This is a genomic window from Mesorhizobium sp. M0904 (assembly GCF_040319475.1).
Classification (GTDB): Bacteria; Pseudomonadota; Alphaproteobacteria; order Rhizobiales; family Rhizobiaceae; genus Mesorhizobium.
In genome coordinates this window covers 75851-88785 of the sequence record NZ_JAMYOC010000012.1, presented here as the reverse complement: position 1 = coordinate 88785, position 12935 = coordinate 75851, and the positions used below count along the sequence as shown (strand labels likewise).

15 protein-coding genes are annotated in these 12935 nt (G+C 64.6%); 10 read left to right on the top strand and 5 right to left on the bottom strand.

What is annotated here, in order from left to right; all coding sequences use genetic code 11:
* The first annotated feature begins 6 nt into the window (after window positions 1-6).
* From cobT to NKH80_RS14640, 4 genes are all read left to right on the top strand, one after another.
* Window positions 7-1905 (top strand): cobaltochelatase subunit CobT, encoded by a 1899-nt coding sequence (gene cobT / locus NKH80_RS14655; RefSeq protein ID WP_352992130.1) that lies wholly within the window; start codon window positions 7-9, stop codon window positions 1903-1905.
* Window positions 1902-2927, top strand: a complete 1026-nt coding sequence (locus tag NKH80_RS14650; RefSeq protein WP_352880639.1) for an esterase-like activity of phytase family protein — start codon at window positions 1902-1904, stop codon at window positions 2925-2927. The genes cobT and NKH80_RS14650 overlap by 4 nt, the downstream gene beginning before the upstream one ends.
* A gap of 201 nt (window positions 2928-3128) precedes the next feature.
* Window positions 3129-3497, top strand: coding sequence for an ArsR/SmtB family transcription factor (locus NKH80_RS14645; RefSeq protein ID WP_352687410.1), 369 nt, complete (start codon window positions 3129-3131; stop codon window positions 3495-3497).
* Window positions 3494-3979: an SRPBCC family protein gene (locus tag NKH80_RS14640; protein WP_352992127.1), complete on the top strand. Its 486-nt coding sequence runs from the start codon at window positions 3494-3496 to the stop codon at window positions 3977-3979. The genes NKH80_RS14645 and NKH80_RS14640 overlap by 4 nt, the downstream gene beginning before the upstream one ends.
* Window positions 3980-4035: 56 nt before the next feature.
* Here NKH80_RS14640 and NKH80_RS14635 read toward each other — a convergent pair whose 3' ends face one another.
* The 3 genes from NKH80_RS14635 to rpmB form a co-directional block, all read right to left on the bottom strand.
* A complete protein-coding gene (locus NKH80_RS14635; protein WP_352687360.1) occupies window positions 4036-4710 on the bottom strand; it encodes a polyamine aminopropyltransferase in 675 nt (224 codons plus the stop codon).
* Window positions 4711-4765: 55 nt separating this feature from the next.
* On the bottom strand, window positions 4766-5446 hold the full coding sequence (locus NKH80_RS14630) for a queuosine precursor transporter (protein ID WP_352992125.1): 681 nt from the start codon (window positions 5444-5446) through the stop codon (window positions 4766-4768).
* 82 nt (window positions 5447-5528) lie between these two features.
* Window positions 5529-5825: a 50S ribosomal protein L28 gene (gene rpmB, locus NKH80_RS14625; protein ID WP_006328411.1), complete on the bottom strand. Its 297-nt coding sequence runs from the start codon at window positions 5823-5825 to the stop codon at window positions 5529-5531.
* Between the two features lie 310 nt (window positions 5826-6135).
* Here rpmB and NKH80_RS14620 point away from each other — a divergent pair, with 310 nt between their 5' ends.
* From NKH80_RS14620 to NKH80_RS14605, 4 genes are all read left to right on the top strand, one after another.
* Window positions 6136-6363, top strand: a complete 228-nt coding sequence (locus NKH80_RS14620; protein ID WP_352687362.1) for a hypothetical protein — start codon at window positions 6136-6138, stop codon at window positions 6361-6363.
* A 62-nt stretch (window positions 6364-6425) separates the two neighbouring features.
* On the top strand, window positions 6426-7217 hold the full coding sequence (locus NKH80_RS14615) for a DUF3108 domain-containing protein (protein ID WP_352649297.1): 792 nt from the start codon (window positions 6426-6428) through the stop codon (window positions 7215-7217).
* A 40-nt stretch (window positions 7218-7257) separates the two neighbouring features.
* The gene (yddG, locus tag NKH80_RS14610; RefSeq protein WP_254816632.1) at window positions 7258-8145 is read left to right on the top strand and encodes an aromatic amino acid exporter YddG; all 888 of its coding nucleotides are present in this window, start codon (window positions 7258-7260) and stop codon (window positions 8143-8145) included.
* Window positions 8145-8813, top strand: a complete 669-nt coding sequence (locus NKH80_RS14605) for a lysoplasmalogenase family protein (RefSeq protein ID WP_352737943.1) — start codon at window positions 8145-8147, stop codon at window positions 8811-8813. Before yddG ends, NKH80_RS14605 begins: the two co-directional genes overlap by 1 nt.
* A gap of 4 nt (window positions 8814-8817) precedes the next feature.
* Here NKH80_RS14605 and NKH80_RS14600 read toward each other — a convergent pair whose 3' ends face one another.
* A complete protein-coding gene (locus NKH80_RS14600; protein WP_352687368.1) occupies window positions 8818-9246 on the bottom strand; it encodes a cupin domain-containing protein in 429 nt (142 codons plus the stop codon).
* A gap of 21 nt (window positions 9247-9267) precedes the next feature.
* Window positions 9268-10035: a hydroxyacylglutathione hydrolase gene (gloB, locus tag NKH80_RS14595; RefSeq protein ID WP_352821193.1), complete on the bottom strand. Its 768-nt coding sequence runs from the start codon at window positions 10033-10035 to the stop codon at window positions 9268-9270.
* Between the two features lie 98 nt (window positions 10036-10133).
* Between gloB and NKH80_RS14590 the strand changes: the two genes are divergently transcribed.
* Both NKH80_RS14590 and NKH80_RS14585 read left to right on the top strand, forming a co-directional pair.
* Complete coding sequence (locus NKH80_RS14590) at window positions 10134-10916, top strand: class I SAM-dependent methyltransferase (protein ID WP_352687372.1); 783 nt, start codon at window positions 10134-10136, stop codon at window positions 10914-10916.
* A 135-nt stretch (window positions 10917-11051) separates the two neighbouring features.
* Entirely contained in the window at window positions 11052-12884 is a 1833-nt protein-coding gene (locus tag NKH80_RS14585) for an ABC transporter ATP-binding protein/permease (protein ID WP_352687374.1), read from the top strand.
* Window positions 12885-12935 lie beyond the last annotated feature (51 nt).

The following is a 12935-nucleotide window of genomic DNA, read 5'->3' as shown; positions in this document are numbered from 1 at the left end:
GTCTCGATGGCGGGTCCGGGCGACAACACACGAAACAAATCCAAGACCGGCGCTGAGGCCGACAGCTTCAAGCGCGCGGTTACCGTCTGCATGCGCGCCATCGCCGGCGACAAGGATCTCGAGGTCGGTTTCGCCAAGGACCGGCCGGCGCTGGCCGGCAGTCGCGCCCGGCTGCCCGAACTGCCGAAGAAGGCATCGAAGGCGGATATCGCCATTACCCGCGGGCTCGGCGATTCCATGGCGCTGAAGCGCGCCTGCCATGATACGCGCATCCACACCAGGCTGGCGCCGGAAGGCAAACAGGCCCGCGCCATCTACGACGCGGTCGAGCAGGCCCGGGTCGAGGCGATCGGCAGCCGCGCCATGCAGGGCGTTGCCGACAATATCGGCTCGATGCTCGAGGACAAATACGCCAGGGCCAACCTCGCCGACGTCAAGGACAAGGCCGACGCGCCGATCGAGGAGGCGCTGGCGCTGATGGTGCGCGAAAAGCTGACCGGCCGCACTGTGCCGAAGAGCGGCGAACGGCTGGTCGATCTCTGGCGCCCCTGGGTCGAGGAAAAAGCCAGTGCCGATCTGGACGGGCTGTCGGCAAAGCTCGACGACCAGCAGGCGTTCGCCCGCGTCGTGCGCGAGATGCTCGCCTCCATGGAAATGGCGGAGGAGCTCGGCGACGACCAGGAGACGGAAGACTCCGAGGACAACGACGAAAACCAGCCGCAAGGCGAGGAGCAGAGCGAGGAGGGCGGCGAAGACGATTCGGGCTCCGAGCAGTCGCAGTCCGAGGATACCGAGGCATCGTCGGACGACGAGCAATCGGCCGAGACGGAAGCCTCCGACGCCACCGCCGAGGATCTCTCCGACGATGACGACGCCGATGCGGAGACGCCCGGCGAGGCGCGCCGCAACGACAATCCCTTCACCAATCTGCCGAAAGAGATCGACTACAAGGTCTTCACCACGGCCTTCGACGAGACCGTTGGTGCGGAGGAACTGTGCGAGGAGGAGGAGCTCGACCGGCTGCGCGCCTTCCTCGACAAGCAGCTCGCCAACCTTTCCGGCGTCGTCGGGCGGCTGGCCAACCGGCTGCAGCGCCGCCTGATGGCGCAGCAGAACCGCTCCTGGGATTTCGACCTCGAAGAAGGCTATCTCGATCCGGCACGGCTGGTGCGCGTCGTCATCGACCCGATGCAGCCTCTGTCCTTCAAGCAGGAGCGCGATACCAAATTCCGCGACACGGTGGTGTCGCTGGTGCTCGATAATTCGGGTTCGATGCGCGGCCGGCCGATCACGGTCGCCGCGACCTGCGCCGACATCCTGGCGCGCACGCTGGAACGCTGCGGCGTCTCGGTCGAAATCCTCGGCTTCACCACCCGCGCCTGGAAGGGCGGGCAGGCGCGCGAGAAATGGCTGAAGGAAGGCAAACCGCCGAACCCCGGCCGGCTCAACGATCTGCGCCACATCATCTACAAATCCGCCGACCACCCGTGGCGGCGGGCGCGCCGCAATCTCGGGCTGATGATGCGCGAGGGCCTGCTCAAGGAAAACATCGACGGCGAGGCGCTGCTGTGGGCGCACAACCGGCTGATCGCGCGGCCGGAGCAGCGCAAGATCCTGATGATGATCTCGGACGGGGCGCCGGTCGACGATTCGACGCTGTCGGTCAATTCGGGCAATTATCTCGAGCGGCATCTGCGCGCCATCATCGAGCTCATCGAGACGCGCTCGCCTGTCGAGCTTTTGGCCATCGGCATCGGCCACGACGTCACCCGCTACTATCGCCGCGCCGTCACCATCGTCGATGCCGAAGAACTGGCCGGCGCCATGACCGAGCAGCTGGCCTCGCTGTTCGCCGAGGAAACCGTGCGGGACACGCGGCGCGGCGGCATGCGGCGCGCCGGATGATTTTTTCCCGCGGCGGCTTTTGGCAGAAGCTTTTGGCCGCCAGTGCGTTGTTAGGCATCAGTTTGGCGCCGGCTATCGCTGCCGGCCTGGCCTCGGTCGAGCCGGCCGAAATCTCGGCACGGCCGATCAGCGAATTCCATATCGGCCGGCCGGACAAACAGTTCGGGCCGCTCGAATTCGTCGGCGGGCTCGAAATGACCTCGTCGACGCGCGATTTCGGCGCGCTCTCGGCGCTTCGGTTCCTCAAGCCCGGCAGCGATTTCATCGGCGTTGCCGACACCGGCTTCTGGTTCTTCGGCACCCTCGTCCACGATGCCGAGAAGCGGCCTTCCGGCATCCAGAATTTTCGCATGCAGCAGATGGTCGATGCGGCCGGCCAGCCGATCGACGAGAAATGGGCGGTCGATGCCGAAGGCCTCGCGGTCAAGGACGGTATTGCCACGGTCGGTTTCGAGGGCGATCACCGTATCGCAGAGTTCAAGATCGATCCGGACGGCATGAAGGTGCCGTTCAGGCAATTGGACTTCCTGATCCCAGCCTGGGAACTTCGCCGCAATCGCGGCTTTGAGACCGTCACCCGCGCCAGTCCCAACGGGCAGCACGCGGGCGGACTGGTCGTGGTGTCGGAAAAGAGCCTCGACAAGGCCGGCAACATCTTTGCCGCGATCATCGAAGGGCCGCACAAGGGCGTCTTCACCGTCAAGCGCAATGGCGATTTCGACATCACCGACGGCGCCTTCCTGCCGGACGGCGACCTGTTGCTTCTGGAGCGCAGTTTTTCGATGGCCGGCGGCGTCAAGATGCGGCTGCGGCGCATCTATGGCGAAGGCGTCGAGAAGGGCGCCGTCGCCGACGGGCCGGTGCTGCTCGAAGCCGACATGGGCTACCAGATCGACAATATGGAAGCGCTCGACGTCTGGACCCGCGACGATGGCGCGCTGATCGTGTCGCTGATGTCCGATGACAACCACTCGATCCTGCAGCGCAATCTTTACCTGGAATTTGTGCTGCACGAGGATTGACGCGCGACCGGCCTGCTGGCTGACAGCATCGCTGGCGTTTCCGCGCCGTTTTGCAGCGCAGGCAATTTCCCTTGCAATTTCGCCTGGCGATTTTCTCTGGCAATGACCCGCGTCGCGGGTTTTCCAGCCGGCTCTCACCATTTGCAAAAATACTTTAGTCGTGACTTGACAGTTGGTGTCATCGGCGAAATACTCAAGTCCATGCTTAAGTATTCCGAGATCGACAGCATCCTGCGGGCTCTTGCCGAGCCGACGCGCCGGGCAATCCTGGAAAGGCTGAGCCGCGGGCCGGCCACCGTCAGCCAGTTGGCGGAGCCGTTCGGCATGACCTTCGCCGCCGTGCTCCAGCACCTCCAGGCGCTGGAAGCGTGCGGGCTGATCCGCAGCGAGAAGGTCGGACGCGTGCGCACCTGCCGGATCGAGCCCGGCGGGCTAGCCCCGCTCGCCGACTGGATCGCCGCGCGCCGTACGCCCGCCGAACGCCAGCTCGACCGTCTCGGCCAGATCCTGGCGGAGACTGACCAACCGAAAGCAACACTCCACGAGCAGGAAAAGGACGACAAGAAATGAACCAGATTGCCCCGGTTAACGACGAGCACTCCGTCATCCATTCGACCTTCACGATCGAGCGGACCTATCCGCAATCGCCCGAGAGCGTCTTCTTCGCCTTTGCCGACAAGGCGACGGTGCGGCGCTGGCGCGCCGAAGGCGACGGGTTCACCATCGCCGAATTCACCTTCGATTTCCGTGTCGGCGGTGGCGAGGTTTCGCGGTTCAGCTACCAGGGCGGCCCGGAGATCAGGCTCGATGCGCAGTTCCAGGACATCGTCCCTGACCGGCGCATCGTATTTTCATACCGGATGGCGGTCGGGGCGCAGCCGCTGTCGGCGTCGCTCACCACGGTCGAGCTTGCACCTTCCGGCGAGGGCACCCGCCTGACCTATACCGAACAGGGTGCGTTCTTCGATGGCGTCGATTCAGCGCAAGGGCGCGAGGAGGGCACACGCGGGCTGCTGCAGGCGCTCGCCGCCGAGCTTCAGAAGGCGAAGTAGAGGTTCGTCGGCGTGGCGGGCGGCGACCACAAGGCCCGCCCGGATTGCGAGGTGGCCTATTGCCCCTTGGTCGCGAGCCAGACGATGTGCCGGGCGCCGCGCTTGCCGTGAGCCCGCACCTTGACCTCCTCGACCGTGAAGCCGCCCTGCTTGAGCCTTCGGGTGAAACCTGCGTCAGGGCCCTGCGACCAGACCGCCAGCACACCGCCGGGCTTGAGAGCTGCTCTCGCGCTGATCAGGCCGGCTGCGCTGTAGAGCGCATCGTTGGCCTTGTAGACGATGCCCTCGGGGCCATTGTCGACATCGAGCAGGATCGCGTCCCAGGTCGATGCTTCCGAACGGATGAGCTGACCGACATCGGCCTCGCGAATGCTGACGCGCCGGTCATCAAGGCAGCCGTCGAAAACCTCGGCCATCGGGCCGCGCGCCCAAATCACGACTGCCGGCACCAGTTCGGCAACGGCGACCTGCGCACCGTCGCCGAGCTCGGCCAGCGCCGCGCGCAAGGTAAAGCCCATGCCGAGGCCGCCGATCAGGATGTTTGGGGTCCGGCGGCCGGCAATCCTTTGGCAGGACAGTTTCGCAAGCGCCTCTTCGGAACCGCTGAGCCGGCTGTTCATCAGCTCGTTCGGGCCAAGCATGATCGAGAATTCGCCGCCGCGCCGCTTCAGGCGGAGTTCCTGTCCGCCGTCAGGCGTTTTTGCCGAGTCCAGTTGAAGCCAGGGGATCATGCTCGATAGTCTTTGAGCATGATCTTGTCCGAAAACCGGTTCCCACTTTTCGGGATCATGCTGCCAGTGCCGGCTGGCTCCAGCGGGCGGCAAGCAGCCGGTAGGGGATCAGCGCCACCACCGCTATGACCAGCTTGACGCTGAGATCGCCGAGCGCCCAGGATACCCAGCGCATCGTCTCGACCGGCAACACACCCATCAGCGGCGCGGTTTCCAACGCAAAGCCGTCGTTCGGTCCGGCGAAGGCGAAAGCCGCCGCAAAGGCGACGGTGAAAAACACCACCGTGTCGAAGACAGAGCCGACCAGCGTGCCGACAATCGGCGCGCGCCACCAACTCTGCCGGCGCAACCGGTTGAACACGGTGACGTCGAGCAACTGCGCGGTGAGGAAGGCGGCGCCCGAGGCCGCGGCAATGCGCACCAGCCGGTCGGCGGCGGTCTCGAATTCGATCAGGCCGTGGCGAAACAGCAGCGGCGGGATGACGATCGAGCAGATCACCGCTGTGATGAAGCCGATAAAGACGATCCTGCGCGCCACCGCCGGCCCATAACGGCGATTGGCGAGATCGGTGACCAGGAATGAGAACGGATAGGTGAAGGCGCCCCAGGTCAGGATGTCGGCCAACGACAATCCGCCGATAGCACCCTGCATCGGGAACTGCACGAGGATGTTCGAGGCCACGACGACGAGCGCCATGGCCGCCACGAAGGGCAGGTACCGCGAGAGGAAGATCATTTTTTTATCCTGGGTAATGGAACCAGCGGAACGCGATCCGGAACCCGGGTCACGCCCTGGAAGGCGGCTGCCGCCGAAAAACTCAGGCGGCCGGCTGTTCGGCGAGCTTCTTGGCGATCTGCTTCTTCAACAGGCGGGCGCGCTGCGACAATTCCTTGGCATCGGCCTTGGCCAGGAAGGCATCGAGACCGCCGCGATGCTCGACCGAACGCAGCGCGTTGGCCGAAATGCGCAGGCGCACATTCTGGTTCAGCGCTTCCGAGATCAGCGTCACATTGACGAGATTGGGCAGGAAGCGACGCTTGGTCTTGTTGTTGGCGTGGCTCACATTGTTGCCGGACATGACTGCCTTGGCAGTGAGTTCGCAAGTGCGGGACATGATACTAACCTTCGGTTCTCGGTCCTGGCCAAACATTCGACCCGCGCCGGGTGGCGCGCGGTTTCGGTCAGGCGGCCTCATGGAAAAAGTTGGCGTTCCATAGTTGCATTTCGCCGAGGCGTCAAGCTTGGGGGTTGCTTCGGGGATGGGGAATCGCACTTTCGGAGTAGGTGTCGTCAGTGAAGCTGCTGATCGCCCTCTTCTGGAGGAGATATTGCTGTCCCGCAGTTCTCTCAAGACCTGGGTTCCTCGCCCACCGCATGATGGTTGCGCTCTCCCCACTTTCGTGGGGCGAGGAGCCCAAGCCGGAGTGAAGCCGCAACCCTTTCCCTCATCCGGGCCGAGGCAGATCCGCAAATTCGTCGATGGCCGCATTTTGTTCTTGCTTTGTGCCGGCAGCTATGCTACTAATTTAGGTATGGTGCTGATTCGCACCGACGACCCGCCCGCCGAGGCGGGTTTTTTTCTGGCCCTGGACCCTCCCCAGCGTTCCCTGCCGACGCCGCCTTTCACATTAAGGCCGGAATTCAGCCTATAAGCGGTCGCACAGGGACATGCCAGACCGGAGCCGCCCGTCCGGTCGACAACCAAGGACCCGCCATGCCTCGTTCTTTCCTCCATGCCCTGGTCGTGCTGATGGCCGTCGCGCTGTCGACGACGGTTTCGGCCGCTGAGCCGCAATCCTTCACGGGCGAGTATTCGGTATCGTTCCTCGGCCTTTCCGTGGCCAAAGCGAAATTCTCCAGCCATTACGAGGGCGACACCTATTCGATCGAGGGCAGCGTCTCCGCTGCCGGCCTCGCCACTTTGTTCGACGATACGCGAGGTACGATCTCGTCGAAGGGCAAGATTTCGGGCAAGCGGTTGCAGCCGCAAGCGTTCCACGCCGACTACACCTCCGGCAAGAAGGCATCGATGATCGACATCCGGTTTGCCAACGGCGTCGTCACCTCGACCAAGGTCGTGCCTGAGCCGAAGAAGCGCAATCCCAACAACTGGATACCGCTGGCCGGCAGCGATCTCGTATCGGTCCTCGACCCCATGGCCGCGACCGTCATCCATGCCGACAGCCTCGACCAGGTCTGCGGGCGCACGGTGAAGCTCTATGACGGCGAAATGCGGGCCGATCTCAAATTGACCTACGAGTCCAAAGGGTCGATTTCGGTGGCCGGCTACAAGGGCGATACGGTCACTTGCAGGCTGGGCTTCGAGCCGGTGGCCGGTTACCGCAAGAACCGCAAAGCGCTGAACTACCTGAAGAAACGCAGCCGCATCATGGTGACGTTTGCACCAGTCGGCCAAAGCGGCGTATATGCGCCGATCCGCGCCACGGTCAGCACGCAAATCGGTCCGTTGACGATCAGCGCGGAGCGGTTCGAAGCAAACGAATAGGCGTGATGGTGCGCCGCCAACGGGGCACGGGGCGACGGGTATGGCGCGCGCAACACTGATCGGCTTCTCCGCGGTCGCCATGTGGGCGCTGCTGGCGCTGCTTACGGATGCTTCGGGCGCCGTGCCGCCGTTCCTGCTTTCGGCAATCACCTTTACGATCGGCACTTGCGTCGGGCTGGTTGCCCGGCTGTTGATGCCGGCAGCCGATGGCGCCGCGAAGATACCGCGCCAGGTCTGGGTGATCGGCATTGCCGGCCTGTTCGGCTACCACTTCTTCTACTTCACCGCGCTGCGCAATGCGCCGGCCGTCGAGGCCAGCCTGATCGCCTATCTGTGGCCGCTGCTGATCGTGCTGGGGTCGGCGCTGATGCCGGGCGAGCGGCTGGCCTGGAATCACGTCGCCGGCGCGCTGCTCGGCCTTGCCGGCACGGTCCTGATCGTCACCAAAGGTGGCGGGCTTGCCTTCGACGCGCGTTATGCCTTCGGCTACGCCATGGCCGGCGTCTGTGCGGTGCTGTGGTCGTCCTATTCGCTGTTGTCGCGGCGCTTCCCGTCGGTGCCGACCAGCATCGTTACCTGGTTCTGCGCCGCCACCGCGGTCCTTTCGCTGGTCTGCCACCTATTGCTTGAACAGACGGTGCTGCCCGCCGGCGCCGGCCAGTGGCTGGCCGTGCTCGGCCTCGGTCTGATGCCGGTGGGGGCGGCGTTCTATGCCTGGGACATCGGCGTCAAGCGCGGCAACATCCAGGTGCTGGGGGCGGCGAGCTATGCCGCGCCGCTGCTGTCCACCCTGGTGCTGATCGCCGCCGGCTTCGCCCAGCCGTCATGGCGCATCCTCGCCGCCTGCGTGCTGATCACCGGCGGCGCGGCACTCGCGGCGAAATCGCTGTTCCTGCGCAAGAGGGCTACGAGCGAGGCAAACGCTTGATGCCGTTTCCCGGCGGCATCGATGCCAATGCCAATGCGACGCTGGTGTTTTCGCTGGCGGCGGCGGTGATTTACGCGTTCAGCCTCGGCATGCCGCCGCGCCTTTCGCGGTCGGCGGCAAGGACGTTGGCGGTGGCGATGCTTGCGGTGCTGGTCGTGCAGCAGGGCGGTCCATGGCTGCTCGTCGCCGCACTCGGCGTCAGCGCCGTCGGCGACGCCCTCCTGTCGCGCGACGGCGAGAAGGCATTTCTTGGCGGCGCAACCAGTTTTCTTGCCGCGCACGTGCTTTACGTCGTGCTGTTCCTGCGTGCCGGCGGCGGCCTCGGGCTGCTTTTGGCCGAGCCGTGGCGAGCAGCGATCGTGCTGGCGATGGCCGTGTTGGTGTTGGCGATGGTTTTCGCGCTCCGGCGCCGCGTCGGCCCCGCCTTGCGTTTGCCGATTGGCGTGCATGCCGCGGCACTGCTTGCCATGGGCATTGCGGCGCTCACCCTGAACAGCGTCGGGGTCATTGGCGGCATCGTCCTGCTCATCCTGTCCGACGGGCTGCATGCCGCGGAAAAGTTCCTGCTGCCCGCCATCTCGCCGCACCGCATTTGGGTGCGCCATGCGGCATGGGCGCTGTATTACGTCGGCCAGCTGGCGATCACGCTGGGTTTCCTGCTGGGCTAGGTGCCTATGGGGTTCCCGGCAGCCAGCCTGGTTCGGCAAGTTCGAAGGCGGCGAAATCGAAACCCGGCGCCACAGTGCAGCCGACCAGGGTCCATTCGCCGAGGCTGCGTGCCGACTGCCACCAGCCTGCCGGCACGACGATCTGCGGCCGCTCGCCTGCAGCGAGCCCGGTACCGAGGATCTCCTCGATGCCGGGACCGCCTTCTCGATGTATCGACAGCGCCAGCGGCGCACCGTCATAGAAATGCCAGACCTCGGCCGCGTCCTTGACCCGGTGCCAGGCCGACAATTGGTCCTTCTCGAGGAGGAAATAGATCGCCGTCGAATGGCCGCGCGTGCCTGCCGCGCCGTCGCGAAAGGTCTCGGCATACCAGCCGCCTTCCGGATGCGGCTTCAGGCCGAGCAGAGCGATGATTTCGGCGGAACTGGTCATGACCCTAGCTCCTGGCGCCGCTCAGAAATTGTCCTTGCGCTTGCGGATCTCGGCGAACACTTCGGCGTCGGAGGCCTTCTCCAGGCCGAGATGTCTGCGGATCGCCGGATCGTGCCAGCGCAGGAACGGATTGGTCGACAGTTCCTCGCCGATCGTCGTCGGCAGCGTCGGCTTGCCGTCGGCGCGCAACGCATCGACTTTCGCGGCGCGCTCTTTCAGCGCCGAATTGGTCGGGTCGACGGTCAGCGCGAAACGGGCGTTGGCCAGCGTATATTCATGGCCGCAATAGACGACCGTGTCGGCCGGCAGCGCCGCGAGCTTCTTCAGGGATTCGTACATCACCGGCGGCTTGCATTCGAGCAGCCGCCCGCAGCCGAGCGCAAACAGCGTGTCGGCGGCGAATGCCACTTTCGACGCCGGCAGATGATAGGTGACATGGCCCGCAGTGTGGCCGGGCGTGGCGATGACCTCGATCCGCTCGTCGCCGAGGCGGACAACCGAGCCCTGTTCGACGGTTTCGTCGATGCCGGGAATCTTTGCCTTTTCGGCTTCCGGACCGACAATGCGCAGCTTGAAACGCTCCTTCAGCGCCAGATTGGCCTCGACATGGTCGAGATGGTGGTGGGTGGTCAGGATCATCGTCGGGGTCCAGCCGGTGCGCTTGATCGCCGCCAGGATGGGCGCCTCCTCGGGCGCATCGATGAGCGCCGTCTGGCCGCTTTTCGGGTCGTGCACCAGCACGCCGAAATTGTCGCTGCGGCACATGAATTGTTCGATCTCGACCGGCATCGCATCTCTCCCTTTATTGCCGCAGACATAGGGCGCCTGCCAGCCGATGTCATCTGCCTTTGTTGAACTTGGACTGCTTCGAAGCTACCGTTCCGCGCATGCATTCAGACATTGTCGATCTCCGTTCTTTTTATTCGACCACGCTCGGCCGCCTGGCCGAACGCTCGATCACCATGGCGCTGTCCTCGATATGGGCCGTAGTGCCCAACGAGCGGCTGGTCGGTCTCGGCTATACCTTGCCGTGGCTGGAACGCTTCGGCAGCGATGCCGAGCGTGTCTTTGCCTTCATGCCGGCAACACAGGGCGCGGTGGTCTGGCCGGCGACGGGGCCGACGGCGACCGCGCTGGTGTTCGACGAGGAACTGCCGCTGGTCGATTCCTGCATCGACCGCATGCTGCTCGTCCATTCGCTCGAACATGTCGAGAACCCGCGCGAGACGCTGAACGAGATCTGGCGGGTGCTGTCGCCGGCCGGCCGTGTCGTCATCGTTGTGCCCAACCGGCGCGGCGTCTGGGCGCGCTTCGAGCATACGCCTTTCGGCAATGGCCGGCCGTTCTCGCGCGGCCAGCTCACTGAATTGCTGCGCGAAGCGAATTTCACGCCGGCGGCATGGTCCGATGCGCTGTTCTTCCCGCCGTCGCCGCGACGTTTCATGATGCAGTTTCACAATGTGCTGGAACGCGCCGGCCGGCGCTTCTGGCCGATCTTTTCGGGCGTTATCGTCGTCGAGGCGCAGAAGCGGCTTTATCAAGGCGTGCCGGTTGCCCAGCGCGCGTCCCGCCGCGTCTTCGTGCCGGTTCTCTCGCCGCATGGCGCGCCGACGCTTGGCCGGACTGTCGCGGGCCAAACGTCCGGCGCCGCCAAGATGACGCGTTCGTGATCCGACGCAGGCTTTTTCTCACCTATCTGTCGCGGACGGGTTCGCTGCCCGATTGAAGGCATACGCAATCGGTTCTATGACCGGCGATTTCTATGACCGGGCTTCAGCACCGCTTCCGAATGCAAGGATTCACTCATGGCTGATCATCCGGATGTCGAGGCCAGCGCCCAGAAGCTTGCCGCGTCGATCGAAGCCAGCAGCCTGCGTGAGCAGCTGGCAACAATCAAGATAGCGCTGACCACCTCGCCAGTGCGAAAACAATTGTTTTGGGCCGCAATCGGCATCGTCGCCGTCATTGTCGCAACCTCCGTCGGGCAGGTTCTGCTCAACCGCTGGAACCAACCGTTCTTCGACGCGCTGGCGCGGCGCGACATGCAGGCCTTCCTGCATCAGCTTCTGGTCTTTGCGGCAATAGCCGGCGGGCTGCTTCTGTTTAACGTGGGCCAGACCTGGCTCGACCAGATGATCCGCCTGAAGCTGCGCGAGGCGCTGACGCTCGATCTGATCGGCGAGTGGATGCGGCCGGCGCGCGCCTTCCGGCTGGCCCATGCCGGCGCCATCGGCGTCAATCCCGACCAGCGCCTGCAGCAGGATGTCGCGCATCTCTCGGATCTTTCCACCGGCCTCGGCATCGGCCTGCTGCAGTCCTGCATCCTGCTTGCCTCATTCGTCGGCGTCTTGTGGTCGCTGTCTTCCGGCTTCGTCTTCCACATAGGCAGCCATTCGCTGGCCATACCCGGTTACATGGTCTGGGCGGCGATCCTTTATGCCGGCACCGCCTCCTGGTTGAGCTGGTTGGTCGGGCGGCCGCTGATCCGCTTCAACAACGATCGCTATACGCGTGAAGCGGAGCTGCGCTCCTCGGTGGTTCGCGTCAACGAGAATGTCGATGCCATCGCGCTGGCGCATGGCGAGGCCGATGCCAGACGCCGGCTCGAATTCGATCTCGGCATGGTGCTGGGCGCCATGCGGCGCATCTACAGCGCCCAGATCAATCTTTCCTGGGTTACCGACACCTACGGCTGGATCACAGTCGTTGCGCCGATCCTGGTCGCCTCACCGGTCTATTTCGCCGGCGATATCAGCTTTGGCGGCTTGATGATGGCAGTCGGCGCTTTCAACCAGGTTCATTCCTCGCTGCGCTGGTTCATCAACAATATCGGCGGCATCGCCGATTGGCGCGCCACGCTGATGCGGGTCGCCGACTTCCGCATCGCGCTTGGCGACACCGACGCGCTGCACGATACGGAAAGGCGCATTTCGTTCGGCGAAAACCCGGACGGCAGCCTGACCTTCGAGAAACTCGAGATCGCCTCGCCCGAGGGATGCACCAAGCTTGCCGAGCCGCATGTCGAAATCCGCGCCGGCGACCGGGTCATGATCACCGGAGATCCGGGCGCCGGCAAGACGCTGTTCTTCCGGGCCATTGCCGGTCTGTGGCCGTGGGGCAGCGGACGGATCGGCATGCCGGCCGGAGAAGCGCCGATCTTTGTTCCGCGCACCCCCTATTTCCCGCTCGGCAGGCTGCGCGAGGTGCTCAACCATGCAGACGGCGCGGCGGAGGCGGCCGATGCCGAGATCTCGGAGGTGCTGGCCGATGTCGGGCTGCAGCGCCTGTCGTCCTCGCTCGATCGGTCGGCGCGCTGGGAGCGTGAGCTCAGCGACGACGAGCAGCGTCTGCTGGCCTTTGCCAGGCTCGCCTTGCGACGGCCGAAATGGGTGATTATCGACGAGGCGCTGGACGCGTTCGACGGCCCGACGCTGAGGCAAGTGCTGTCGATGCTGGAGAAGCGCATTCCCGACGCCGCGATCCTCAATATCGGCCGCGGCCAGCACAATGGCCGCTTCTTCCGGCGGGCGTTGACCATCGTCAAGGATGCCGGCCAACCGGCCCTCAAGCCGGCCCGTATCAGGGCAGGGGCCATCGAACCGCCCCCGGCCATCGCCTCGGCTGGCCGAAAGAAATAGAAACCAAGCTTTATTTCGCCGCGATCGCGGCGAAAAACTGTCGCGATCGTT